Consider the following 25745-nt stretch of genomic DNA (forward strand, 5'->3'; position numbering starts at 1 on the left):
CGTAGAGATTTCACATATGGGGGTACCGACCATACTGGTACTACTTGGTCTGCTGATTGGTAAAGTTGCAGGCATATCACTATTCAGCAGTGTTGCCCATCGGCTTGGCTGGCACAGGCCTCACGGCATGGGGGCAAAGGAAACTTTGCTGGTCGGCACAATTGCGGCAATTGGATTCACCGTGTCTCTATTTATCGCAGGTGAGGCCTTTACCGATCCCGCTTTAACTAATGGGGCCAAAATGGGTGCACTATTGAGTATTACCATTGCAGGTCCTGCGATAATTGCGGCAAAAATTCTCAAGATAAAAAAGAGGGCTTGAGCTGAATCTTGTGGTGATAAAAACCTAACCTCTTTGGAACAGACCTTTGAAGACTGAGCAGAACAAGCCCGTGAATCACCACCACAGGCTCAGGCTGCTTAAAATACTGATGATTAACCGTCATACTAACCTTTTCATCCTCGTTTCGTTCCTCTTTGTATTTGCATCGCTCGCCTGAGACATTTATTACTTCTTTTTTCAGAACCTTAATCCAAAATGATTCAAACCACCAGCTTGGTAAGCCAGCGAGGGTCTGGTAAAATTAGCTATGATTAATATGCATTCCGAACGGAGATGGCCGACATGGTCAAGATGATGGACAACCGGTTTTCGACGAGCAGGCAGCACCTGGACCTGCTGGAGAAGGAAGTGAATGGGAAGAACCCAGACCCGAACAAGGTCGTGACAGAGGTTGAACAGATCATCAAGCAGTGCGAAGTGATGAAGATGAAGGGGATAGAGCAGCAGAGGGGATGACGGAGATGCCCATGCAGGAGAAAGCGAAAGAAAAAGATCCTGTTTGTGGAATGGAGGTCTCCCCAGAGACTGGAGCCGGCAGCGCTGAATACGCGGGAAAGACGTACTTCTTTTGCAGTACCGGCTGCCTGAGCAAGTTCCGAGGCGAGCCGGGGAAGTACCTGGACAGCGTCCGGCCAGAGCCGGTTTCGGCGCCAACCGGGGTGGAGTATACCTGTCCGATGCACCCGGAAGTGGTTCGTACCGAGCCCGGCTCCTGCCCGATCTGCGGCATGGCGCTGGAGGCAAAGACAGTGACGGCAACGGCTGAGGCGAATCCGGAGCTCGTGGCCATGACTCGCCGGTTCTGGTTCTCCCTGGTACTCTCCATCCCCGTTTTTCTCATTGCCATGGGAGAGATGGCCTTTGCCAAAACCTTCGACCCTGCCGTCTATGGCCGCTTTGCCGTAATCGCCCAGTTCCTTCTGGCGACACCTGTGGTGATCTGGGGAGGATGGCCCCTGTTGCAAAGGGGGTGGCAGTCCCTGACAAATCGTCGCCTGAACATGTTTTCGCTGATCGCCATGGGCATCGGCACTGCCTACGTTTACAGCGTTACCGCAACTTTTTTCCCGCAGGTGTTTCCTTCCGCATTTCGTGGCCACGGCGGGCAAATAGCTGTTTATTTCGAGGCAGCGGCTATGATCACGGTCCTGGTGCTCCTGGGCCAGGTGCTCGAGTTGCGGGCGCGAAGCAAGACTGGTAGTGCCATAAAGGCTCTTCTCGATCTGGCACCGAAAACTGCCCTGAGAATCTCCGCAGGGCGGGATGAGGAGGTGCCGCTTGCCGATGTGCGCCAGGAAGACCGACTGCGGGTGCGCCCGGGAGAAAAGGTGCCGGTTGACGGTGTTGTGATTGAGGGTTTCAGTTCCGTTGACGAATCGATGATCACCGGCGAGCCGCTCCCGGTTGAAAAACCTCCGGGGACGAACGTTGTCGGGGGCACTCTCAATGGAGCGGGCAGTTTCGTCATGCAGGCCGAGCAGGTGGGAAATGAAACAATGCTTGCCCGGATCGTCCGCATGGTGGGTGATGCGCAGCGCAGCCGGGCCCCGATCCAGAGGCTGGCGGATCTGGTCGCCTCATGGTTCGTCCCCGCCGTCATCCTGAGCGCTGTCATTACCTTTGTCATCTGGAGTCTCATCGGGCCCGAACCGGCCATGGCCCACGCACTGGTCAACGCGGTCGCTGTCCTTATCATCGCCTGTCCCTGTGCCCTCGGCCTTGCCACCCCCATGTCGATTATGGTGGGTACAGGGCGTGGTGCCCTTGCAGGAATACTCATCAAGAACGCCGAAGCACTCGAACGCCTCGAGAAGGTCGATACGCTCGTCATCGACAAGACCGGCACCATTACCGAAGGAAAGCCGAAGCTCGTCTCTGTCATCGTCGAACCCGCTTATGATGAAGACGAGGTGCTGCGCCTGGTCGCCAGTCTCGAACGGGGGAGCGAGCATCCTTTGGCGGCGGCAATTGTCAAGGGAGCCGACGAACGAAGGCTCGATCTGGTGGAGGCGGTAAATTTCCAGGCGATTCCTGGCAAGGGCGTCGCCGGGAACATCTCTGGACGTAGTGTAGTTTTCGGCAATCAGGATCTATTCATAAGCAAGGGACTGGACGCGGCTCCCCTGGCAGGGAAAGCAGAAGAATTGCGGCGGGTTGGACAGACAGTAATGCTGGTGGCGGTTGATGGCCAGCTCGCAGGCACCATAGGTGTCGCAGATGAAGTAAAACCTTCTGCAATGGACGCCATACGTTACCTTCGCAGCGAGGGATTGCGCATCATCATGCTGACGGGAGACAGCCGGGTGACGGCCGAGGCCGTTGCCAGTAAAGTAGGAATTGACCGCGTCGAAGCTGGGGTCTTGCCTGAACGAAAGAGCGAGGTGGTGAAGGAGCTGCAACAGGCGGGACTGCACGTGGCCATGGCCGGAGACGGCATAAATGATGCCCCTGCACTGGCACAGGCAGAGGTTGGCATTGCCATGGGAACAGGGGCCGACGTTGCCATCGAGAGTGCCGGCGTGACCCTCGTCAAGGGTGATCTTGAAGGAATCGCCCGCGCCAGGAAACTCAGTTCAGCGACGATGCGCAACATCCGGCAGAACCTGTTCTTCGCCTTCATCTACAATGTTCTTGGCGTGCCCATAGCGGCAGGTGTTCTCTATCCTGTGTTCGGCCTCCTTCTCAGCCCGATGATCGCCAGCGCAGCCATGACGTTCAGCTCCGTCTCGGTGATCGCCAATGCACTTCGCTGCGCCGGCTCACTTTCGAGGCAGGGTCATGAAGATGGAGCACGGGACCATGATGTTTCTGGTCGGGATTCTTCGGTTCTATCCCCCAAACAAGGTTAAAGCCTCGTCTTACCTTATTCCGCCTTCCTGAAACACTTGAAATGCAGGATAATCTACTTTTAAAATAATTTCCTTAGCCAGCAATCTAAATTACGAGTATTGCCAAATACTGCGAATATTAAATTGTTTGGCAAATGCTCTCGATTCACGACAAATCCGGGGTATAGACAGGAATTGCCACAACAACTATTGGCGCAATAAATTGACATAGTGCGCCAACAAGTGTCTTTACACCCTATACGATTTTCAGCCTGCATGCGCTTCTCTCTGATGCCGCGGGGTGGGTAGTCTTTCGGTGATGATGAGTTACGAGAGGGCCGCGTTAGTGTTGCCGTTTCTGGAGTTCATGTTCGAGATGCCGATTGTGGTGGCGGGGATAGGGGTGAGTGGGAGGTAGTGCTTAACCTGACTCATAAGAATAGGTCGGGAATGCGGGGGGGTGTTTGAATGCATAAGTAGTTGAGGTGGAAGCCTCCGGTGGTATTTGATAGCTTGTGCGAACAAGCTGTCGGACCGGCAAAACCGTCCGAAATCAAACTACCACGAGGAGGCTTCCATGAACGCAATTTACTACATTGGCCTGGATATCCACAAGAAGTCAATCGCATACTGCATCAAGAAGATTGATGGGACGCTTGTCCACCAAGGTAACATAACCGCTGATCGTAAAGCTTTACAGGGGTGGTTGATCGAACTGCCCGCCCTTGGTTCGGTGCCATGGAAGCCACCATCTTTACTGGCTGGGTTTATGACTTTCTTAAACCTCATGCTAGTTTTCTCGAATTTTCTCCATTATTGTATGCCATGAATCTTTCAGGGGCATCCTTGAGTGTATCTCGATGCCCCTTATTGACTTTTTCGGTGATGCTGAGAAATGACCGGACATTGGCTTCCAAAAGTCTGGGGCCGAATTTTTCATACACAAAACGAAGAGCTTCGGCAGGGAAGGCCGTCAGGGCTGAGTCATAATCCTCTTCTATAAAGATAGTCTTTTCGTAGAGCCAAGTTACCCTCCCCGGCGATTATCCTCAAACATCACTACCGGCATAAGATACCTGAGCCGCCAGACCATCTTGATCGGCCGCTCACTCTCGAAACTCACCATATCCACCGGCCCCAGATAGGTGAACGGCACCGTGACATTGTTCCGCTTCTTCTGCCCGCGGGCAAAGACCAGAATCGTGTAGCCCCGCTCCTGATGGTGAATCAGGTTCTGACCATCAGTGTGGTGCTGGGCGGTGTTGGTCTGTGACTCCCAGTGCAGCAACTCCCGACTGATGGGATAATCCGCATACATGGTGCTGGGGGAGAATTCCTTTTCAGTCTTCTGGAAGGTCACCAGTAGGGCATAGGTCTTCTGCTCGGCAAAGTGCATCACTCCAACGCCGGTCTGTCCGCTACTCTCCAGGTTGGCCCGGCCAAAGACGGCTTGAACTTCCCTGATGCCGTACTGGGCGTGCAGCTCCAACGGCACGGAATACCGCAGCTCCGGGGCGCCGGCGACCTCGGTGGTATCCAGCGTCCAGGCCAGTATCTCATCCAGATCGGCGCAGACCGCCGGGTTGGCGGCCAGCCGTTGGAAGGCATCGGCCAGCGAGGCTATCCCTGCTTTCTCCGCCTTGTCCCCCCAGATGCGGTAATAGAGCAGCATGGCCGATGAACCGGCCAACTCCAGCGCCTCGGACACCTGACCGGCCGCAAGCATGGTCAGCACCTGCCGCAGCAGTGTCGCTTCCCGTGGCCCATTGATGAAGACGGCCCGGATCAACGCCTTTTTCAGCCGTGCCAAATCAGGATCAACCGGGATCGGCGCCAACTGGGCCTTGGCTTTCCACTCGCTCCACGACTCCTTGGCCAGCAGCACTTCCGGCTCGTAATCGTGGTAGCGGATAAAGTTGCCAAAGGTCAGCTCCTGCCCGGTCTCGCTGGTAAAGGTCTGGAGCCGGTCCGGCACCTGCACGGCCAGCCGGCCGAGATTTTCCCGGATATTCTCCAGCACATACTGGCGGGAGAGCCGGTCAAGCTGGATGGCGCAGCGGCCGGGAGGTGGGGGAAATCCTGTTCCACTTCCTTGTCGATGGAGAAGCGGTGCCGGGGGAGGAGCGCTTTCAGTTTGGTGTCGATGCGGTAGCGGCGGTGGGCCTGACCGACAAAGTCGAGCACGGTGAGGCAGTCCTTCTCCGGGGCATGGCGCAGGCCACGGCCGAGCTGCTGGAGAAAGACCGTCAGGCTCTCGGTGGGGCGGAGGAAGAGGACGGTGTTGATCTCCGGTACGTCCACCCCTTCACTTAGCTTGTCCACGGTGAAGAGGAAGGTGAGTTGGCCATTCTTCAGCCGGGCCAGCAGGTCGGCGCACCGGTCGGTGTCAATGCCTGAGACAAAGGGGGCTGACGGAATACCCCGTTGGCTGAACTGCTCGGCCATGTATTCGGCATGGCGGATGGTGACGCAGAAGCCGATCCCCTTGAGGCTCGCCACGTTCGGCTCGTAGCGGTGCAGGGCGATGATGATGGCCTCCACTCGCTGGCGAGCGCGGGCCGGATCCAGCACGTAGACATTCTCCAGCGCGGCGGCGTCGTACTTGCCGCTGCGCCAGAACTGGTCGCCGTTGATGGCGATGGGGTCGGCAATGCCGAAATAGTGGAACGGGCAGAGGAGCTTTTCCTCCAGCGCTTCGGGAAGGCGGATTTCGGCGGCAAAGCGGTTGCCGAAATCGGCGGCCACGTTGTCGCCGTCCACCCGCTCCGGGGTGGCGGTGAGGCCGAGAAGAATCTGCGGGGTGAAATGGTCGAAGATGGGGCGATAGCTGCTAGCGGTGCCGTGGTGGGCCTCGTCCACCACGATATAATCGTAGAAGCCGCTCCCCACCTGCTGCCAGAGCTGGCGGGAGGCAAGCATGCCGACAGAGCAGAACAGATGCTCCAGGCGAGTCGCCTGAAAGGGGCCGACCTGCAGTTCGCCAAAATTCTGGTCACGCAGGATGTTGCGGAAGGTGCCTAACGCCTGCTGGAGAATCTCCTGCCGGTGAGCCAGAAAAAGCAACCGCGCCTGGCGCTTGCGCTGGTCATAGAAGCGCTTGAAATCGAAGGCGGCCACCACGGTCTTGCCAGTGCCGGTGGCGGCGATGACCAGATTCCGCCAGCGGTCGTGGGCGCTCCGCTCCCGCTCCAGCGCCTCCAGAATCCGTTCCTGAAACGGGTGCGGGGTGAGGTCAAAAAAAACCGCACGGCAGCTGGTCTCTTTGCTCTTGGCGCGGGCCAAGGCGCTGCGGAACTGCTCGGGCGCTCCGGGTCAAATGGGACAAACTCCCGGCTGTTCCAGTAGGTCTCGAACTCGACGGTGAATTTTTCCAGCACATGGGCCATGTCTTGGGCAGTGACTTTCAGGTTCCACTCCAGCCCGCTGGTGATGGCCGCCTGGGACATGTTGGCCGAACCTATGTAGCGGTGGAGAAGCCGCTCTGGCGCCGGAAATGGTAGGCCTTGGCATGGAGCCGAGTCCGCTCGGTATCGTAGGAGACCCGCACCTGCACATTGGGGAGCTTGGCCAGCCACTCCACTGCCGGGGCATCAGACGCCCCCATGTAGGAGGTGGTGATCAGCCGCACCGGCACCTGCCGGTCGCGCAGGTCTTCAAAGGCCGGCACCAGCAGCCGCAGGCCTGACCATTTGATGAACGAGACGAGAATGTCCACCCCATCGGCGGAGCGCATCTCTTCCAGCAGTTCGTGGGCCAGTTGCGGTTCCTGGGGAGAGCCGGTAAAGAGGCTGCTTTCAGCGAGGGAGGTATGGGGCCGGGGTAGGCCGGATTGATTGTAATTGGGCGGGGTGATTTCCAGCAGTAGCTGCTTGGCTTCCGGGACCAGCCGGCGCTGGTTCAGATGCCCTCGCCCCGGCTCGGCAGCTACCGTGCTGAGAATCCGATTACAGAGCGCCAGCCGCAGCGCCGGGTCGCTCTCTTCCCGCAGCGCCTGTTCCAGCACCTTGGCCACGAAACTGGCATAGAGTGCCGGTTCTTCTTCGGGTTCTATTTTGCCGAAGACGCGCCGCAGCTCCGGCCGCCGGGCCAGCGCTTCCTGCAAGGCTTCATCAAGTAATGCTTCATATATTCCGTGATGCAGCGATTTCATCAGGTGGTCCTGCATTCATCGAGATAGGATTGGATCACCGGCAAGTCAGCCTCAGCCCAATCGAGGGCGTGCAATTTATCTGGTGGTAGCAAGTTAGATCGGCATGTTCATGGAGGACAATATCTCCCGATTCAATGGCACAGACAAATGGATGGAGCGTGATTGAAAACGTTGGGTAATCGTGAGTATTGGCGGAAAGGCCTTTCCCGACGTTCACCTGAATGCCGAGCTCTTCCATTAGTTCTCGCTGAAGACACTCTTCTGTGGTCTCTCCGTGATTGATCTTCCCGCCGGGAAGCTCCCACTTGAGCGGCAAGCTCATAGTGGCGCTTCGCTGGGCGGCAAGAACGAGGCCATCACGCTCGATGATCGCGCAGGCTACATGTAGATGCTTTGGGATTTTCATGAGTTACATTGTCGCCTATTGCAGGTACTGAATTTCAACACAGCCAGCAAAACTTTCTCCAAAATCATCAAGTGGAGCAAATGCCTTTCCCGAATCACAGTCATCAGAAAGACCTTCGTAATAAACTTCATTGTCCGCATCAAGAAGCCGGAAGCTATGAGTCATTTTATCTCTCATGCTCTCGTCGTAATCGTGCGAACGGACGCCGACACTTTTTCCACTGTCTTCAAAATCTTTGGTAATTATCCAGATTGGATACCTCGATCAACTGCAATCACTATGATCCAGCCAATCATGTTTCTGCTCTTTTCATGATACAACAGGAGTAGGACAAAATATGCCGATTACATTTTTTACTTTCCCTGCTACTTTCCCTGCCAAGGCTCTCCCGGCAAACAGGCCACCAGAGAATCCATTACAAAATCAGCAGCTTTATGAAAATCCCACCCGCTGTTCTTCATAAGAAGCGGCCCTATGTCCTCAAGAAAACGGGGATCATGGAATTTTTCTTTGAGATTCTTTTCGAACTCTGCACGGGAAATCCGGTGCCCTTCGTGCTCCATGTACTTTAGAAAGCAGCTGACAATCTGTTCCGGCATTAATTCGGCACAGGTAAAGGCTTTCCAGAGGTCAAAAAGATCACGACCCTTCTTTCGTTGATATAACGCTCTGACCTTGGTCCCCAATAATTCCCCAAGCTGATAGGTCAGGATTGTGGTGGTTCCTCTGAACCAGCGTGATTCGACAGAAAACTCTCGTCTGTCGAGTCCAAGGACAGAGAAATGTTCTCGTGAGTTGATCTCCACCTTGAGCTTTAACGGCAGGCCCTCATCCGACTCCATCCGGTAAGTGAGGGTAACCCTCCCCTCGGACTGTTTCCGCTTCGGAATGCCCAGCCAGGGATTGAGTTTTTCCTGTAACGCATCCATTACAGGACCGATTGGACCCGCCTGGACTTGAACCAGATCGATATCTTCCGAATAGCGGGCTGGTGGCAGATGGAGCTTGAACAAGGCGGTCCCACCACGAAATGCCAATTGTTCAGTAAGCAGGGGATGGTTGAAGATTTCAACCAACGCCCGGCAGATAACAAGGTCCTGCTCCACCTGGTAACGTTGCGGCCAGGGGGCTGCATGTTGCCATTCGGTAATATAGGCGCGATCAATCAAATGTCCGGCTCCACTTCGCTATTTATAAATACCTGCCATCGTGAGTTTTTCTTTGCTCCCTTGATATCACATCCCGGAACCAGGGGAGTCGGCATGAAATGTAAGCCCTGTAGAGAATCAGCAAGCACATTGGCTTTGTCGTTTTCCCCCAATAGTTCAAGGATATAACCAAGGCGCTGTGCCCAGCAACTGGTGACAGTGCAGCGACTTCAGCCAGTTGCCGGATATCGATCTTTTCAACAAGTTCTGCCAGCACAGTGGCGACGTTATCCAGTCCGGCGCAATGACGAACATATCCTATCAAGTCAAGTGCCGTTGCTTCTGGAGTTGATATTTGTATTATTCCGGCGGTAGTGTTTCTTGGTTCGGTTGGGATGACGGCGGCATTTTTTCTAAAGATGAACTCCACCCTGATCTGGCCGCACTCAATCGGACGACGAGCTTTTGCTACAACGACCTGAAAAACCTGTGGACGGTGATGGGCCGCACCATGAAACTCGGCAGCGCTCAACAGGCCGGTATAATAAACTTCACCAAGGTGGTGCATCAGATGAGGAATAAATTGCTGGGGAGGTAGACAGCCGCGTACACGATGTTCGGGTGGGAGGATAACGTAGAACTCTTGATAGGGTACTGCCAGCTCGCCTTTCTTCTTTAATCGATTCAGCGCAGATTTGATTGCCACCGGGGAAGCATCAAGCTTCTCTGCGATTTCGTTAAAAGAAAAGCAGTAACGTCCCTTGGCGGCAAATTCATCGATGAGTTCCAGGTACATTGACTCACTCCATTGTTATCATGCGCAATATATACCTCAAAATGCTGATTTTTGCAAATATGAACTATAAGCCACGATTCATATATGGCGCCTGCAACATATCAATAAGTCACGATGCAAAATACACCATTTTTATTGCACCTCCCTACCCGTGCTTGCACACAAAGCCAAGGTACCCTCATAAAAACCAGAGAAGTTGCCTCTTCGAAATTGACAATCACGAACGTTGATGCCTTCGATTACCCATCTCCCACACCTCAAACTCCGCCGGCCGCAGCCGAAACCGCGCGATATTCCCCTCATGCAGGCCCTTCAATTCGGCATGCACCAGACCGATAAACCGTTGCCGGTCATTCTCCGGGATGTACTCCGTTGTCCACGCGTTGACAAATACCCGCGCGTCCCCCGTTGGTTGAAGGACCACGGCACGAATCACCTCGGTCAAGGCGGAGCGGTACTTCATCCGGAATGGGTCCGGCTCACCCAGCTCTTCCCTGGCGCTCAGGTAGCGCTTGACCGAGCGCTCGTATCCCCAGACAAAAACGTCGCGCAAAAGTTCGATGCGGTTCAGCTCGTAAATCCCCAGGATTCCCTCGACGTAGGCACGTTTCGGTAAGTCGATGAAGGAGAGCGGACAGAGGTTGTTTCTGATAAGCGGGATGTTGGCAGAGAGGCGGGCCACCCGCTTGTTCACATCTTCAAACGGCTGCAGGTAGGAGAGATGCACCAGGGCGAAGAACGATTGCTCGAATGGATCGGTGATGGCAGCCGCCGAATCGAGGACCAGCTGGAAGTATTCGTCAAGAAGTTGTGGGGTGGACAGCGGCGTGTAAACCGAGCCGCCGATGCCGACGCCTATCTGCCGCAACCTGCCGCAGGCCTCCGTATCTGAAAGGAGGTTGTCGGACAGGATGGCGTGGAGGTTCAGGATCGAATACCTGTTGAAGCCGATCTCATCGGCGGACTCCACGAGAAACTCGATGGCCTGTTTGTGATTCAGGATCATTTGGGTTTCCAGCGCATCTTTTCCCTCTGCGGCCTGGCCGAAGGAAATCAAACGTTCCGTATCTAACAGGGAATAGGTATTTCCTTCCAGGTAACTGGATGCCCAGGAAAGATCGATCAGAAGCCTGCCCAGGACCTGTCTGGCCATGGTGCCGGCGGGCAAGGACTCCTGGTGGGAACGGCCGATTCGGTGCAGATGTGCCCGGGTGGCGTCGTCGAGATACGGTCCTGAATTGGGATAGGAGAGGAGAAAATCGCGCCGGTAGCCGACCGGTTCGCGACGCTGAATCGGCTGACTGACATAACCGCGGACTTCGCTACCAGCACAGAGAGGGGGATGAGCGATTCTTCCGGTTCCGCGACCCTGGGAGACTCGGGCATGAACGGCCAGTAAACACGTCCCTTGAATGCTCCGGTGGCACGAATGCGGTTGCTCTCGATGAGGATGCTCAGTCGGCGCAACAGGGAACGCCGATTCATGACGATTCCTGTCGCTGAAAGGGCTTCCTCCAGGTCGGTTATGCCAACGCCATGGGGATACGCCGCAATCCGCTCTTCGATCTGCCTCAGTTCCTCTTCTGCGATATGCTTCGGCACAGCAAACCCCTTCTGTCTCGTAACTTACTTTCGTGACGGAATATAGCCTTATGTGTCACAAAAATCAACATTTGTGACATTAAAACGCCTGTCAGCACGAAGCGTTGACTATGGATTGAGGACTCTAAATCCTCGTGTCGGCGGTTCCATTCGCTCCCTGGGCACCAGTTAAGAAAAATAAAAAGGCTCCAGATACCGACCGGGGGCACTTTGTGTTTCGGGTAACCTTTTTGCAAGTAACCGTCAGTCGTGCTCTTGGGACGGCTGCGGTGGCCATGTCCGTGATCTTTTCCAGAGGTCATGCATTGCCTCATTTGCGTTTGTTCTCTGGTGTAAGTATATTCATTTCCTGGTTTTTTTTGTCCTTGCTTAAATAATTCATGGTTGTAGACTAGCCCCATGAAATGCTCTTTTTGAAGGAGGCCGCCATGCCGTTATGGAAGAAACTCGCCATTGCTGCCGCTGCTTTTTTTACTCTCCTGGTCTTGTTCGTTGCCTTCGTCCTGCCGGGGATTGTCCGCAGCCAGGCTGAGAAGAAAGTCGGGGCACTCACCGGAAGAAAACTCGCCATCCGCCATATCTCCATCAACCCTTTGACCATGCGGGTCAAGGTGGATGGTCTGAAAATGCAGGAGCCAGGTGGTAAAGTCACCTTCGTTTCCTTCAGCAGCGCCTCGGCGCGACTTAGCCCCGCCTCCGTCTGGCGCCGGGCTCCCATCGTTACCGGTATCCACGTCATCTCTCCCTATGTGCGCATTGTCAGGACCGGCGCCAACAGGTACAATTTCTCCGACATCCCGGAACGAATGCCGAAAAGCGAAAAGAAATCATCATCGCCCACCCTTTTTTCCCTCAACAACATTACCGTTACTGGCGGCTCCATCGATTTTGACGACCGCGCTGCAAGAACCCCGAAATTGCACACCGTGCGCAGGATGAATATTGCAGTGCCGTTCATCAGCAATATTCCGTATCTGGTGGATCAATACATCCAGCCGCGCTTTGCAGCCGAGATCAACGGTGCCTCACTGGACCTGACAGGACGGCTCAAACCTTTTCAGAAGGGAATGGAGACCCTGCTGGATGTGAATCTGACTGATCTGGATATTCCTTACTATGCGGCTTACCTTCCTGCCCGATTGCCGATGGCCATAAGCTCGGGAAAATTCTCCTCGAAGATCGCCGTTTCCTACAGGGTCACTCCGGACAAGAAACCGGTGATCGCCATTACCGGAGATGCGGCAGTGGCGCGGCTGGCCATGGCTGAGAAAAGTGGAGGCGAGCTTCTTGCCTTTGATCGCTTTGCCGTAAAGATCAATCAGGCAGACCTGATGGGGGGCAGTTACGATCTCGCTTCGGTCAACCTGGATGCGCCGGTAGTTACCTTGCTGCGAACGGCAGACGGTCGCTGGCCGAACCAGCGCATGATGCCGCCGGCCGTTCCGGCAGGTGAGCAAAAGGCTGAAAAACCGGCGGAAAAGAAGCCTGCACCCTTGGTGCGTATTGCCGAAATCAGGCTCAACGGCGGCATGGTGCGTCTGGATGACCGGCTGCCGCCGGTGGATTTCGCTCCGAAATCCGCGAGCTTACCGCTCTGGTGACCGGTCTTGCCACCAGGGGCGAGGATGCAGCCGATTATGAGATCTCCTTTTCCACGGCCAGGGGAGAGCATCTGGAGCTTGCCGGCGATCTGGCCCTGGAGCCCATGGAGGGATCGGTATCGCTCAATGTTTCTGGTGTTCCCCTGGAAGCCTATCATCCTTACCTGGCAGACCGGTTGACCTCACCGGTAAGCGGCAGGGCAGAACTCAACGCCGAGGCTCCTGGACGAAGGAGGACGGGGTCGTTATCGACGATCTGGGGCTTAAGTTGCTGGATCTTGCTGTCCGGTTCGGCAAAGGTGATGGCGCCCGCATCGGAGAGACAGTGCTGGCGGGGGGGAAGTTGGACCTGAAGAAAAGAACTGCAGCTGTCGGTTCCATTTCATTTCGCAAGGCCAAGATTGCCGTTACCAGGGATGCTGCAGGAAAACTTTCCCTGCTGTCCCTGTTGCGTGAAAACAAGCCCTCTGCCAATGTCAACCCGGTTAAGACCGCGGCAAAACCGGCTTCTCCCTTCCATTACACGGTCTCATCCGTTGCCGGAAAGGGCATCGATGTCTCTTTTCGCGACGAAGCCCGCAGTTCTGCGCCCCGTTTCGACCTGAAGGCTATAGATGTCAGCGCCACCGGCATTACCGAGATTCTGCGGACACCGATCCCGGTGCGGTTTAACGCCTCCTACGGGCGGCGGGGCGAAACTGTCGGCCAAGGGGAATATCACCCGGGAGCCGCTCCGGTACAATGGCGCCGTTCAGGTGAAAGATCTGCCGATCCCCGACTTCAGCCCCTATTTCCCCGATGATCTGAATATCTATCTGGCCGATGGCAATCTGGACTTGGCGGCGACTCTGGATGTCACCAAGGGTGAGCAGTTGACCGGCAGCTTTGCCGGCAATATGGGGCTGAGGAATCTTTATGCCCTGGACACGGTGGATACGGACGACCTGCTCAAATGGGAAAGTTTGCAGGTGGAGGAGGTGCGGGGAACACTGAAACCGCTGGTGGTAAATATCGGCGGTATTTCCCTGAACAGGTTTCTGGCGCGGCTGGTGGTTGACCGGGAAGGGACCATCAACCTGAAAAAGATCCGCTCTGGACCCGCTGCTCAGGCTGCAGTCGCAAATGTCCAACCCGCTCCTGCCACTGTCCGTGCTGCACCAGCCTTACCTTCGCCAGCAGCGGCACTACAAAAGCCTGAAGCGGCTCGCCCCGAAATCCGGATCGACACGGTCACTCTCCAGGAGGGAACGGTTTCCTTTCTCGACCAGCACACGCCGCAGCAGTTCGGCACGACCATGTACAATCTGGGGGGTAGAATCAGCGGCCTTTCTTCGGAGGATTTCCGCTACGCCGACGTTGACCTGCGCGGCGACCTGGACAAACACTCGCCGCTCCAGATCACCGGAAAGATCAATCCGCTGTCCCGTGAACTCTTCGCCGACCTGAAAGTGCGCTTCACCGATATCGAGCTGAGCCCGGTTACCCCCTATGCCGGCACCTATCTCGGTTATGAGATCGACAAGGGAAAGCTCTTCCTCGACCTTACCTACAAGATCGAGAAAAAGGCCCTGAATGCCCAGAACAAGGTCTTCATCGACCAGTTCACCTTCGGCAAGGGGGTGGATAGCGGCAAGGCCACCAAGCTTCCCGTTCGCCTCGCCGTCGCCCTGCTCAAGGACCGCCATGGCGAGATCCATCTGGACTTGCCGGTGACCGGGCGCACCGATGACCCGGAATTCAGCATTTTCGGCGTTGTTCTGACGGTGCTCAAGAACCTGCTGGTGAAGGCTGCAACGGCACCGTTCGCCCTGCTCCAGTCGGCATTCAGCGGGGGGGAAGACCTGAGCAGCGTAAATTTTGCCTATGGTTCATCACAGTTGAGCGTTGAGGAACGGACCAAAGTGGCAAAGCTGGCCGGAGCACTGGAACAGCGGCCGGGGGTGAAGCTGGAAATGACCGCATATGTGGATCGGGAAAAGGATGCGGAAGGCTATCGCAACGAGCTTTTGGCGAGGAAGATGAAAGGAGAGAAATTTGCCGCCCTGGTGAAGGAGCGAAAGAATGTGCCGGGAGAAACTCCGGAAAAGATGGAGATCCTGCCGGCAGAGCATGACCTCTATCTGAAGGCGGTCTATGTGAAGGAGAAATTTCCTAAACCCCGCAACACTTTCGGTTTCGTCAAGGACATCCCGGCTCCCGAGATGAAAAAGCTCATTCTTGCCAACACCCTGATCGGTGACCCGCAGCTCCAGGCCCTTTCCCGTGAGCGTATTGCAGCCGTCCGCACACTGCTCATCAGCGAAGGGAAGCTGCCACCTGAAAGAATCTTCGAAAAGGGGGGGGACATGCTCCACCCGCCGGAAAAGAAGGGACAGCCGTTAAGCCGGGTGGAATTCGGCGTCAATGCCCAGTAACCTTAAGGAGTGTAACGTGCCTCTCCGTTCCACATGCGGCGGGTGTCAGCTCGCCGCTGTAGCTCGTCGCTCACTCCCGATGCCACGACTGCCTTCCTCCGGAAATATCTGAAGAACCAAAATTTATAGATGCCTGCCCTCAATAAAACGAGGTTTCCGCCGATAAGTGTCAGTAGAAACCAGCAACTTATTGGAGGGAAGCAATGGAACGGCTCTGGAACTGTTATCTTAATTTTTCAATCAAGGTGAGGCTGGCCACCCTCTGCATCTGCTACAGCCTTTGCATTATCGCCACAGCCCTCGCCGCCCAGTCGGATTACCTGTCGGTCAAGTACGGCTCGATGCTGCTCTTTATCATAGCCGGCGGCTTTTTCGGCTGGATCAACATCTGGTCCATCAACAGGCCGATTCAGAGATCCATAAGCTATCTGCAGACCATGGCCGCCGGTGACCTGAGCCAGGAGATCACGGTGCTGCGCAAGAATGAGTTCAGCAGAATGTTGACGGCGATGATCGAACTGCAGAGCTCCATGCGCGAGATCATTTCGGGGATCAAGGCTACGGCGGGAGAGCTGACAAATGCATCCTGCCTGCTTTCGTCAACTTCGGCCGACATCGTCCATGGCACCGATGACGCTTCCAGCCAGTCGGACAGTGTTACCTGCGCCGTAGGCGAGCTGTCCATGGTCAGCGTCACCATTCCGGAAATTGTCAGGAGATGGCTGATAAAGCGGCGGCAACAGAAGCGGCCACCAGGACGGGGACAGAGACAGTCGCCGGCATGTCGGCAGTCATGGCAGAGATAGAGCGGATGGTGATCAACACAATGGATGCAGTCAAGGCCCTTGGGGAGAATTCCGAGCGCATCGGCACCATAATCGATGCCATCGAGGATATAGCTGACCAGACCAATCTCCTTGCGCTCAATGCGGCCATAGAGGCGGCCAGGGCCGGAGAACAGGGACGGGGATTCGCCGTTGTCGCCGACGAGGTGCGCAGCCTTGCAGAGCGGACGACCTCTTCCACCAAGGAAATACAGGCGATAATCGCGGCCCTTCAGGGGGATGTGAAAAACGTAGTGACGTTAATGGACAAAAGCGCTGACAGCGTGCGTAATGGAGCCCAGGATGTCCAGCTCTCAACCCAGGCTATCAGTACCATCAGCGAGCAGATCGCTCCCCTTGTGGAAAGGGTTTCCCAAGTGGCGACGGCAGCAGAGGAACAGTCTGCAACCAGCGCCGGCATAACGGAAAGTATGCAGCGCATCTCGCAGATTATTCATAGTGCGGCAACTGGAGCCCACGAAACGGCAAAAGCTGCTGCGGTGCTTGCCAGCTCTTCATCAAATCTGGAGCAGATGGTGAACCGCTTCAAGCTCCAATGACAACCACAACATTCTTTAAAATCGGCCTCGCTTACGGCGAGGCTTTTTTTTATGCTTTACTGAGGGCTGTTAATGGTTTATGCCGAGAAACCTGTTTACAAACGTGTATAATTTCTTTAAATTTAGCCAATTTATAGCGTCTGGCAGGAGAACTCCAATGGAAAATCTGAAAAATACCCCCCTCTTGTCGCGACACCAGGAGTTGCATGCCCTGCTTGCCCCTTTTGGCGGTTGGAATATGCCGATCCAGTATGAGGGGATCATAGCCGAACACAAGTGGTGTCGGGAGATGGCAGGCCTTTTCGATATCTGCCATATGGGGGAGTTTCTCTTCAAGGGGGATATTGAGGCAAGCGGTCTTGAGGAGGTTTTCACATTCTCCGTTAAATCCATCCCCGTCGGCCGCTCACGCTATGGATTCCTCCTCAACGAAAACGGCGGTATTATCGACGACCTGATCGTTTTTCGCCTGGGTGAGGAAGAGGCCATGGTCGTGGTCAATGCCGCCACCATCGACAACGATTTCGCCGTCATCCAGTCGCGGCTCAAGCAGGGGACATCCTTCACCAACATATCGACCGCCACCGGCAAGCTGGATCTTCAGGGTCCCCTTTCCCGGCAGCTGCTGGCGGAAAAGTTCGGGCCTGAACTGGCTGCCATCCCCTACTTCAAGTTCATCAAGACGCGGCTTTTGGGCGTCGATGCCATCGTCAGCCGCACCGGCTATACCGGCGAGTTGGGTTACGAGATTTTTCTACCAGCGGAGAAGGTTGCCGAGCTGTGGGATCTGCTCCTCGCCGACCAGCGGGTAAAGCCGGCCGGTCTGGGAGCGGGACGTGCTCCGTCTGGAGGTAGGCTACAGCCTTTATGGAAGCGATATTGATGAATCGACGACCCCCATGGAAGCTGGGCTTGGCGCTTTCGTCAACCTTGATAAGGAATTCATCGGCCGCGAGGCGTTGAGGAAGCAGCAGCAGACAGGACTATCCAGAGTCAAAGCTGCATTTCAGGTACAATCACGGCGGTCGCCACGGCACCACTACGAGATCTGCTTCGAAGGGGAGACCGTCGGCACGGTGACCAGCGGCGTCTTTTCCCCCATGCTCGGTTGCGGTATCGGTATCGGCTATGTGCAGCCGGAGATAGCAACCCTTGGGGCACAGGTTACCATCAGGCACGAAAAGGTGTCCATGGAAGCCAGTGTGGTGGAACTCCCCTTTTACAAGGGTGGTTCGCTCCGCTCGTAAAATAGATGTCATTACTATTTGAAATAATATGGGAGGATGGCCATGGAAATGTATTACAGCAAGGAACACGAGTGGTCAAGATCAAGGACGGCGTTGCCAGTGTCGGCATCAGCGAGCATGCCGCCCACGAACTGGGTGACATCACCTTTGTCGAACTTCCCCAGGTGGGTAAGACGGTCAAGCAGTTTGACGTACTTGCCGGCATTGAGTCGGTCAAAGCGGCCAGCGACATCTACGCCCCCCTTTCCGGCAAGGTAATCAAGGTCAACGAGGCCCTTGAAGGCACCCCCGAGATTGTCAACGAGGCGGCCGAGGAAGCGGGCTGGATTGCCTGGCTGGAACCGGCCGACCTCAGCGAGGTGAAGAACCTGATGAGCAAAGAGGAATACGACAATTACCTGAAAGGGCTTGCCTGATGAGTTACTGTCCCAACACGCCGGAAGATATCCGGGAGATGCTGGCCGCCATTGGCAAGGGCAGTATCGAGGAGCTGTTCGAGCCGATTCACCATACGCTACGGGCAAAATCCTTCAATCTGCCTGCCGGTATTTCGGAACAGGAACTATTGGTGAAGATGCAGGAGTTGGCTGCTTGCGATCGGCACCTGATCAACTTCATCGGCGGCGGTTATTACGATCATCATATTCCGGCGGTGGTGGACCATCTCTCCGGTCGCGCCGAGTTTTATACCGCCTATACTCCCTATCAGCCGGAATGTTCCCAGGGGACCCTGCAGGCACTCTTCGAGTACCAGACTGCCATCTGCAGACTGACCGGAATGGAGGTGAGCAACGCCTCCCTCTATGACGGCGGTACCGCACTGGCAGAGGCGGCCATGATGGCCCTGCGCATTACCGGCCGGAACCGTGTCGTCATTGATGCCTCCGTCAACCCTTTTGCCCGGCAGATTGTCGCCACCTACATGAAGAACCTCGGGGTCGAGATGGTGGAGATACCCACCAGTTCCGGCAGTGCCGACCGCTCGGCCCTGACCGAGGCCCTCACCAGGGACGTGGCTGCAGTCATGGTGCAAAATCCAAACTTCTTCGGTTCCATCGAGGACCTGACAGCCATTTCCCAGGCTGCCCATGCCAAGGGTGCGCTCCTCGTAACTTCGGTCTATCCCATCAGTCTGGGATTGATCAAGAGCCCCGGAGAAATGGGGGCCGATATCGTCGTCGGCGATGGCCAGAGCTGGGCAATCCCCTCGCCTTTGGCGGTCCCTCCTTCGGTTTCATTGCCACCACGAAAAAATATATCCGCAACCTGCCTGGCCGCATCATCGGCGAGACCATCGACAAGGAAGGCCGCCGCGGCTTCGTTCTTACACTGCAGGCCAGGGAGCAGCACATCAAGAGGCACAAGGCCACCTCCAACATCTGCAGCAACCAGAGCCTCTGTGCCCTGCGTGGCCTTATTTTTCTCGCCAGCGTCGGCAAGGAGGGGATGGCGGAACTGGCCAATCTCAACCGGGACAAGGCTGAATACGCCAAGGAAAGACTGGGCTCCATCAGGGGGGTGAGAGTCCTGAACCGTGGCGCAACTTTCAATGAATTTACTCTGGAACTGCCGAAAGATGCTGCAGATGTCGTGCAAACACTTATGGGAAAGGGCATTGCTGCCGGGGTGCCCCTTGGAGAATACTATGCCGGCATGGCCAACTGTCTGGTGGTGACGGTGACGGAAAAACGGTCCAGGGGCGAGATCGAGGCGCTGGCCGAGGCGCTGGAGGCTTCACTATGAAACTTATTTTCGAACAATCCGTGCCGGGAAGGCGCGGCCTGAAGCTGCCTATAGCCGATGTGCCCAAGGCTGCCCCTTTGCCGGATAACCTGGTACGCTTTGAACCTGCACTACTCCCTGAAGTGAGCGAGCTGGATCTGGTCCGACATTTCACCGGACTGTCGCGGCGCAACTTCTCCGTGGACGGCAATTTCTATCCCCTCGGTTCCTGCACCATGAAGTATAACGCCAAGGTAACCGAAAACGCCGCTGCCCTGTTCGCCGGCACTCATCCCATGACTGCCCTGCTGCCGGAAGGGGACACCAGTGCCCAAGGATCTTTATGTCTCCTGCTGGAGGTGTCCCGCCTGCTTGCCGAAATAACCGGCATGGACGAGGTCAGCTGCCAGCCCCTGGCCGGCGCCCACGGCGAGATGACCGGCATCATGCTCATCGCCGCCTATCACCGGGCCAAAGGCAACAAAAAGAAGTATGTCATAGTTCCCGATTCCTCCCATGGCACTAATCCGGCCAGTGCGGCCATGGTCGGTTATGAAATCATCACCATCCCGTCTGCTCCCTATGGCGACATGGATCTTGATGCCTATCGAGCCGCCATGAACGGGGAAGTGGCTGCGGTGATGATGACCTGCCCCAACACCCTTGGTTTATTCAACCCGCACATCAAGGAGATTTGCGATATTGCCCATGAGCACGATGCCCTCATGTACTATGACGGAGCCAACCTCAATGCCATATTGGGGAAAGTGCGCCCCGGCGATGTGGGTTTCGATGTGATCCATGTGAACCTGCACAAGACCTTCGGCACCCCCCATGGGGGTGGCGGTCCCGGCAGTGGGCCGGTAGGCGTTAAAAAGGCATTGATTCCCTTTCTTCCCGGCCCCAGGATCGTCAAGCTTGCCGACGGCAGATGCGGACTGGAGAAGAACAATCCACTGAGTATCGGCAGGGTGGCCAACTTCTTCGGCAACTTTGGCGTCATAGTCAAGGCCTATGCCTACATAACCATGCTTGGGCGGGATGGCCTGATCCAGGTGAGCGAGCAGGCGGTGCTCAATGCCAATTATATGCTGGCGCGGCTGAAAGAACATTTCGACGTGCCATTCGATCAGACCTGCATGCACGAATGCGTCTTCTCTGCCTCTCGGCAGGTGAAGCAGGGGGTGCATGCCATCGACATCGCCAAATACCTCATCGACCGGGGTTACCACCCGCCGACTGTCTATTTTCCCCTCAACGTCAAGGAGGCGATCATGATCGAACCCACCGAGACCGAGAGCAAGGAAACCATGGATGCCTTCATCGAGATTATGATCGAGGCGGCCAGGATGGCGGAAACGAACCCGGACATGCTCCACGAGGCGCCAAAAACAATGCCGGTCGGTCGTCTCGACGAGACCAAGGCGGCGCGGGAACAGAATGTCTGCTTCGGCTGAACAAAAGCCCCCTTCAGGTTGATCCGGAAGGGGGCTTGTTCATATGTGGGTGAAAGGGGTGGCGAAGGCTCGTCCGTTCCGGCCGCCCCCGAGCTGCGGACCTTGTCTGCCTTCCGCCAGGTTCGTTTTTGAAGAATATTGCCACTACACCGTATGAAATGGACAGAGGGCGGGTGTCCGCTCGCCGCTCGCGGGCAACCTCCACTACCGAACCTCCGCCACCCCTCATGCAATACAGTTGCTGTTCGGCTTTATCCACTTTTTATGGAGGATAAATAATGACCGAGACCAGCCACACCTACCTTGTCACCTGCCCGTCATGCAAGACGGAAAACAGAGTCCCCGCTGCCAGGGAAGGGCAAGCGGGCAAGTGCGGCAACTGCCGCGGCACACTTCCTCCCCTTTACCTGCAACCGGTCCAACTGACCGACCGATCTTTCGACTCCTTCATTTCCAATTATAAAGGCCCTGTCCTTGCCGAATTCTGGGCACCCTGGTGACCGCACTGCCGCGACTTCGCACCGGTGGTGCGGGAGATTGCCAGAGACCTTGCCGGAAAAGCGGCAGTTGTTCAGATAAATACCGAGGAAAGCCCAGCCGTTGCCGCCAGGTTTGCCATAGGCGGCATACCGGCACTGCTCATTCTCAAGCAGGGAAAAACAATTGCCAGCATGAGCGGTACGCGTCCCAAGCAGACGATCATTGACTGGGTCCGAAAAAATGCCGCCTGATCGGTTATAAACGGTGCCACGCGTTGACATGGGGCGTTTTGGGGCTATCATTACACTTTGTTTAATATTTTAAAGTTGAATAAATACGGATCAGCTATGCCATTTCAAATGGAGCACGTATCCCCCCAAACAGACGCAGTCTTGTCGCTGGCGCTTTACACTGCCGTCGCAACCCTGCTTGTAGGGTTCCTGCTGCTGGTTGCCTGGTGGCTGGGGAGCAAAAGACGGACGGTGGTAAAACAGAAGCCTATGAATCGGGTATCTTTCCGACCGGGACTGCCCGCCTGGCATATCCGGTCCCCTTTTATCTCGTTGCCATATTTTTCATCGTCTTCGATGTGGAAGCGGTGTTTATCTTTATCTGGGGAGTAGCCTGGGATGAGCTCGGTTTTCCCGGCCTTGTTCACATAACGATCTTCATTGTCATCCTGCTGCTGGGGCTGGTTTGGCTCTGGCTCAAGGGGGGGCTCGAATGGGGACCTACAAAAGGCGGTTCTAGGTTCTAGGTTCTAAGTTCTAAGTTCTAGGTTAAAAAAGCATACAACATAGAACCTAGAACATAGAACGTAGAACGGTTTCCAAGTCAGGAATGAGCATGCAGACAAACGCCGGCACGGCAGACAACATCCTCCTGACCAACCTGGACGACCTGATCAACTGGGGGCGGGCTAATTCGCTCTGGCCCATGTTCTTCGGGCTCTCCTGCTGCTTCGTCGAAATGATGACCTCATTCACCTCCCGCTACGATATCTCCCGCTTCGGCGCCGAAGTGCTGCGTGGCACTCCGCGGGAGGCGGACCTGATGGTCATCGCCGGCACGGTTTTCAAGAAGATGGCACCTTCCATTCTCACCCTCTACGAACAGATGGCCGAACCGCGCTGGGTTATCTCCATGGGGAGCTGCGCCAATTCCGGCGGCATGTACGACGTCTACAGCGTTGTTCAGGGGGTGAACCAGATCCTGCCGGTGGATGTGTACGTGCCTGGCTGCCCCCCCCGCCCCGAGGCCTTCATGCAGGGGTTGATGCTGCTTCAGGAGAAGATCCGCAACGACGAGAGACCGGCTCGGCCGGTGCTGCACCTGCAGGGTGGAAGCCAGGGGACTACAGCGCCGATCCTCGTGGATGGAATATCCAAATCCCGCGATACCCGCGGTCCCGGTTTGGAAGGAACATCAAAAAGGGGGACCTCGGTCAATCATCCCAAATTCTGGCTGTCCCGCTCCGACGAAATGTGGCGACCTCCGGCAGAAAAGCATCCGTACCCGGATTTTGGGCTTGCAGGCGAACTGGAAGGGGTTTTCGGCGAGCGGGTGAAGGTAGATCGTGAGGCAACCGACATGCTCACCTATCGTTGTCCTCCTGAGCTGGTCCCGGATGTGCTGCGACACCTGAAAAGCCGTAGCGGCAACGCCTTTGCCCGCCTGGAAGATATTGCCGCCGTCGATGATTCATGCAGGCGGCAACGGGAACAATTTCAGGATTTCACAGTCAACTACCACCTGCTCTGCTTCGATACTCCCGGCCATATCCGCATCAAAACGGAGCTTTCCGGCGCGACTCCCCAACTGCCGACAGTGACCGGCATCTTCCCCGCAGCTAACTGGTATGAGCGGGAAGTTTTCGACATGTACGGCATTCACGTTGCCGGTCATCCCAATCTGCGCCGCATCCTCATGCCGGAGGAATGGCAGGGGCACCCCCTGCGCAAGGAGCATCCGTTCCGCGCCACTGAGATGCCCCCCTATACGGTTGAGGATGCACGCAAGTTGCAGCCGCTGCCGGCAGGGGAATTTTTCGAGAGGGTCGACGATGAGACCCTCATTCTCAACCTGGGCCCTCAGCATCCCGGCACCCATGGCGTTATTCGCTTCATCCTCAAGCTCAATGGCGAAGAAGTCACCGATATGGACACGAATATCGGCTTTCATCACCGGGCAGCGGAAAAGATGGGGGAGAGGCAGCACTGGAATCAGTACATTCCCTATACTGACCGCATCGACTATCTGGCCGGGGTGCAGAACAATCTGGCTACGTTAACAGTGTGGAAAAACTCTGCAGCATCACCGTTCCCGACCGGGCCGTCACCATCAGGGTCATGCTGGCCGAGTTGTTCCGCATCGCCAGTCACCTGGTCTGGCTCGGCACCTTTGCCGCCGATTTGGGAGCGATGACGCCGGTTTTTTACACCTTCACCGACCGGGAGAAGATTTTCGACATCGTCGAGATGATCACCGGCGGCCGCATGCATCCCGCCTGGTTCCGCATCGGCGGGGTTGCTGAAGATCTTCCCCAGGGGTGGGAGGCGCCGGTGCGGGAATTCCTGGCCTGGTTTCCCCCTCGGCTGAAGGAATACGAGGACCTGCTCAACGGCAACCCTATCTTTACAGCCCGGCTCAGGGGGGTGGGGGTCATCACCCGTGCCGAAGCCATGGAATGGGGTGTCAGCGGCCCTAACCTGCGCGCCTGCGGCTTTGACTGGGATCTGCGCAAGAAGATGCCCTACGCCGGCTATGACCGTTTTGATTTCCAGGTGGCAGTGGCTGAGGGTGGGGACTGCTGGGCGAGATACTTGGTGCGGTTGGAAGAGATGCGCCAGTCCATGGGCATTGTCCGCCAGTGCCTGGACAACATGCCGGCTGGACGCTGGATTACTGAAGAATACCGGTATGTCATCCCACAGAAACCTGACACCTTGAGCGACATCGAGTCACTTATCCATCACTTCGTCAACTCTACCCGCGGCATCACCCCGCCCCGTGGAGAAACCTATGCGGCAATCGAGGCTCCCAAGGGGGAAAACGGCTATTTCGTAGTCTCCGATGGCATCAATATCCCTTACCGGGTGCGGATTCGGACCCCGAGCTTTCCACACATCCAGGCGCTTCCCATCATGAGCAGGGGATGGCTTTTGGCCGATTTTCTGGCCATTATCGGCTCCATTGATTTCGTGTTGGCCGACGTGGATAGATGAAAAAAAAGCCTAACCCCTCCTGTCCTCTTTAGGCACTGCGGGTCCCCTTAACAAAGAGGGGCGGGGGGTGTTATGAAGGAACAGAATGATTCCCGAATTGCTCAAACAAGAACTTGCATCCCGTATCGCCCATGCTGTTACCCCGCGTGAGGCGGCAGTTGACGTGATGAAGGAACTGCAACTCCACTATGGCTGGCTGACCGACGAGGCGGTTGTAGAGGCTGCCGGTTTGCTGGGCCTGTCGCCGCTACAGGTGGAGGAATTGGCCACCTTCTACGAAATGATTTATCGCCAGCCGGTGGGAAAGCAGGTCATCCACGTCTGCGACTCCATTTCCTGCTGGGCCATGGGTGGGGAAACGATGATGGCTCATCTGGCAGGACTTCTGGGGATAAAGCCGGGAGAAACCACGGCGGACGGACAATTTACCCTGCTCCCCTGTGCCTGCCTGGGTAATTGCGGTGACGGCCCGACCATGATGATCGGTGAGAAAATATACGGCAAGTTGACCGCACCCCTGTTGACCGAGATGGTCGGCTGGTTTCGGGGGGCGGCAATAGAGACGCCGGACAGCCACTCAAGGAGCATGCCATGATCAGGATCAAAAGGATTTACGATCCCCCCGAGGCAACCGATGGCAGGCGGCTGCTGGTTGATCGCCTTTGGCCGCGGGGGCTGGCCAAAGAAAAAGCCCAGGTTGACGACTGGCTCAAGGAACTGGCCCCCAGCAGCGAGTTGCGTACCTGGTTCGGCCACGACCCCGCCAAATGGGAAGAATTTCGCCGCCGCTATGAAGAAGAGCTGCAGGGGCAAAGGGAACAACTGGCAAAGCTGCATGCCGAGTCGGAAAAACGAACGGTGACCCTGCTTTATGCGGCCAAGGATGAAGAGCATAACAATGCAGCGGTGTTGAAGGAGTTGGTCGGCAACGCCTGATGCTGAA

21 protein-coding genes and 6 pseudogenes are annotated in these 25745 nt (G+C 56.1%); 19 read left to right on the forward strand and 8 right to left on the reverse strand.

All coding sequences use genetic code 11. The annotated features are described in order from the left end of the window. The 4 genes from JCM15764_RS16635 to JCM15764_RS16650 form a co-directional block, all read left to right on the forward strand. The coding region (locus JCM15764_RS16635) for a Na+/H+ antiporter NhaA (RefSeq protein ID WP_243689243.1) at nt 1-322 on the forward strand (322 nt) is incomplete at its 5' end. A 303-nt stretch (nt 323-625) separates the two neighbouring features. Further along, on the forward strand, nt 626-799 hold the full coding sequence (locus JCM15764_RS16640; protein ID WP_243689244.1) for a hypothetical protein: 174 nt from the start codon (nt 626-628) through the stop codon (nt 797-799). Nucleotides 800-810: 11 nt separating this feature from the next. Then, on the forward strand, nt 811-3192 hold the full coding sequence (locus JCM15764_RS16645) for a heavy metal translocating P-type ATPase (protein WP_243689245.1): 2382 nt from the start codon (nt 811-813) through the stop codon (nt 3190-3192). Nucleotides 3193-3748: 556 nt separating this feature from the next. After that, the gene (locus JCM15764_RS16650; RefSeq protein ID WP_054697733.1) at nt 3749-4000 is read left to right on the forward strand and encodes a hypothetical protein; all 252 of its coding nucleotides are present in this window, start codon (nt 3749-3751) and stop codon (nt 3998-4000) included. Here JCM15764_RS16650 and JCM15764_RS28695 read toward each other — a convergent pair. The 8 genes and pseudogenes from JCM15764_RS28695 to JCM15764_RS24640 all read right to left on the reverse strand — a co-directional run bounded on the left by JCM15764_RS28695 (nt 3957) and on the right by JCM15764_RS24640 (nt 11273). Beyond that, complete coding sequence (locus JCM15764_RS28695; protein ID WP_439645324.1) at nt 3957-4115, reverse strand: AIPR family protein; 159 nt, start codon at nt 4113-4115, stop codon at nt 3957-3959. The two genes, JCM15764_RS16650 and JCM15764_RS28695, sit on opposite strands and share 44 nt — an antisense overlap. 83 nt (nt 4116-4198) lie before the next feature. Then, nucleotides 4199-7321: pseudogene (locus JCM15764_RS27125) on the reverse strand (DEAD/DEAH box helicase). 34 nt (nt 7322-7355) lie between these two features. Beyond that, the gene (locus JCM15764_RS16660; RefSeq protein ID WP_279384509.1) at nt 7356-7727 is read right to left on the reverse strand and encodes a (deoxy)nucleoside triphosphate pyrophosphohydrolase; all 372 of its coding nucleotides are present in this window, start codon (nt 7725-7727) and stop codon (nt 7356-7358) included. Nucleotides 7728-7742: 15 nt separating this feature from the next. Next, a complete protein-coding gene (locus tag JCM15764_RS24635) occupies nt 7743-7904 on the reverse strand; it encodes a hypothetical protein (RefSeq protein WP_243689249.1) in 162 nt (53 codons plus the stop codon). A 188-nt stretch (nt 7905-8092) separates the two neighbouring features. After that, nucleotides 8093-8896 (reverse strand): nucleotidyl transferase AbiEii/AbiGii toxin family protein, encoded by an 804-nt coding sequence (locus JCM15764_RS16670; protein ID WP_243689250.1) that lies wholly within the window; start codon nt 8894-8896, stop codon nt 8093-8095. Nucleotides 8897-8918: 22 nt separating this feature from the next. Next, nucleotides 8919-9671 carry a type IV toxin-antitoxin system AbiEi family antitoxin gene (locus JCM15764_RS16675; protein ID WP_243689251.1) on the reverse strand — a complete coding sequence of 251 codons (753 nt, stop codon included), beginning with the start codon at nt 9669-9671 and terminating at the stop codon, nt 8919-8921. 217 nt (nt 9672-9888) lie between these two features. Then, nucleotides 9889-10824 (reverse strand): Fic family protein, encoded by a 936-nt coding sequence (locus JCM15764_RS16680; RefSeq protein WP_243689252.1) that lies wholly within the window; start codon nt 10822-10824, stop codon nt 9889-9891. After that, on the reverse strand, nt 10794-11273 hold the full coding sequence (locus JCM15764_RS24640) for a hypothetical protein (protein ID WP_243689253.1): 480 nt from the start codon (nt 11271-11273) through the stop codon (nt 10794-10796). The genes JCM15764_RS16680 and JCM15764_RS24640 overlap by 31 nt, the downstream gene beginning before the upstream one ends. Nucleotides 11274-11701: 428 nt before the next feature. Between JCM15764_RS24640 and JCM15764_RS16685 the strand changes: the two genes are divergently transcribed. The 15 genes and pseudogenes from JCM15764_RS16685 (at nt 11702) to JCM15764_RS16750 (ending at nt 25738) form a co-directional block, all read left to right on the forward strand. Continuing rightward, the gene (locus JCM15764_RS16685; protein ID WP_054697741.1) at nt 11702-12874 is read left to right on the forward strand and encodes a DUF748 domain-containing protein; all 1173 of its coding nucleotides are present in this window, start codon (nt 11702-11704) and stop codon (nt 12872-12874) included. Beyond that, nucleotides 12871-13227, forward strand: coding sequence for a DUF748 domain-containing protein (locus JCM15764_RS16690; RefSeq protein WP_054697744.1), 357 nt, complete (start codon nt 12871-12873; stop codon nt 13225-13227). Before JCM15764_RS16685 ends, JCM15764_RS16690 begins: the two co-directional genes overlap by 4 nt. Further along, nucleotides 13143-13676, forward strand: coding sequence for a DUF748 domain-containing protein (locus JCM15764_RS16695; protein WP_279384510.1), 534 nt, complete (start codon nt 13143-13145; stop codon nt 13674-13676). The genes JCM15764_RS16690 and JCM15764_RS16695 overlap by 85 nt, the downstream gene beginning before the upstream one ends. Continuing rightward, nucleotides 13591-15288 (forward strand): DUF748 domain-containing protein, encoded by a 1698-nt coding sequence (locus JCM15764_RS16700; protein WP_279384516.1) that lies wholly within the window; start codon nt 13591-13593, stop codon nt 15286-15288. Before JCM15764_RS16695 ends, JCM15764_RS16700 begins: the two co-directional genes overlap by 86 nt. A gap of 203 nt (nt 15289-15491) precedes the next feature. Further along, entirely contained in the window at nt 15492-16094 is a 603-nt protein-coding gene (locus JCM15764_RS24645) for a HAMP domain-containing protein (protein WP_243689254.1), read from the forward strand. Beyond that, complete coding sequence (locus tag JCM15764_RS24650) at nt 16007-16672, forward strand: methyl-accepting chemotaxis protein (protein WP_279384511.1); 666 nt, start codon at nt 16007-16009, stop codon at nt 16670-16672. The genes JCM15764_RS24645 and JCM15764_RS24650 overlap by 88 nt, the downstream gene beginning before the upstream one ends. 157 nt (nt 16673-16829) lie before the next feature. Next, nucleotides 16830-17919, forward strand: a pseudogene (gene gcvT / locus JCM15764_RS16710) (glycine cleavage system aminomethyltransferase GcvT). Between the two features lie 42 nt (nt 17920-17961). Beyond that, nucleotides 17962-18335 (forward strand): annotated as a pseudogene (gcvH, locus tag JCM15764_RS16715) (glycine cleavage system protein GcvH). Further along, nucleotides 18335-19662 (forward strand): annotated as a pseudogene (gene gcvPA / locus JCM15764_RS16720) (aminomethyl-transferring glycine dehydrogenase subunit GcvPA). Before gcvH ends, gcvPA begins: the two co-directional pseudogenes overlap by 1 nt. Beyond that, nucleotides 19659-21098 (forward strand): aminomethyl-transferring glycine dehydrogenase subunit GcvPB, encoded by a 1440-nt coding sequence (gene gcvPB, locus JCM15764_RS16725; protein ID WP_054697754.1) that lies wholly within the window; start codon nt 19659-19661, stop codon nt 21096-21098. Before gcvPA ends, gcvPB begins: the two are co-directional and overlap by 4 nt. Nucleotides 21099-21376: 278 nt before the next feature. Further along, nucleotides 21377-21829, forward strand: a complete 453-nt coding sequence (locus JCM15764_RS16730) for a thioredoxin domain-containing protein (protein WP_243689255.1) — start codon at nt 21377-21379, stop codon at nt 21827-21829. Nucleotides 21830-21925: 96 nt separating this feature from the next. Beyond that, nucleotides 21926-22335 (forward strand): annotated as a pseudogene (locus JCM15764_RS16735) (NADH-quinone oxidoreductase subunit A). An 89-nt stretch (nt 22336-22424) separates the two neighbouring features. Next, nucleotides 22425-24802 (forward strand): annotated as a pseudogene (locus JCM15764_RS28700) (NADH-quinone oxidoreductase subunit B/C/D). A gap of 85 nt (nt 24803-24887) precedes the next feature. Further along, complete coding sequence (gene nuoE / locus JCM15764_RS16745) at nt 24888-25397, forward strand: NADH-quinone oxidoreductase subunit NuoE (RefSeq protein ID WP_054697757.1); 510 nt, start codon at nt 24888-24890, stop codon at nt 25395-25397. Continuing rightward, nucleotides 25394-25738, forward strand: a complete 345-nt coding sequence (locus tag JCM15764_RS16750) for a DUF488 domain-containing protein (protein ID WP_012646354.1) — start codon at nt 25394-25396, stop codon at nt 25736-25738. The genes nuoE and JCM15764_RS16750 overlap by 4 nt, the downstream gene beginning before the upstream one ends. Nucleotides 25739-25745 lie beyond the last annotated feature (7 nt).

The organism is Geotalea toluenoxydans JCM 15764 (assembly GCF_001311985.1).
In the GTDB taxonomy this organism is placed as follows: domain Bacteria; phylum Desulfobacterota; class Desulfuromonadia; order Geobacterales; family Geobacteraceae; genus Geotalea; species Geotalea toluenoxydans.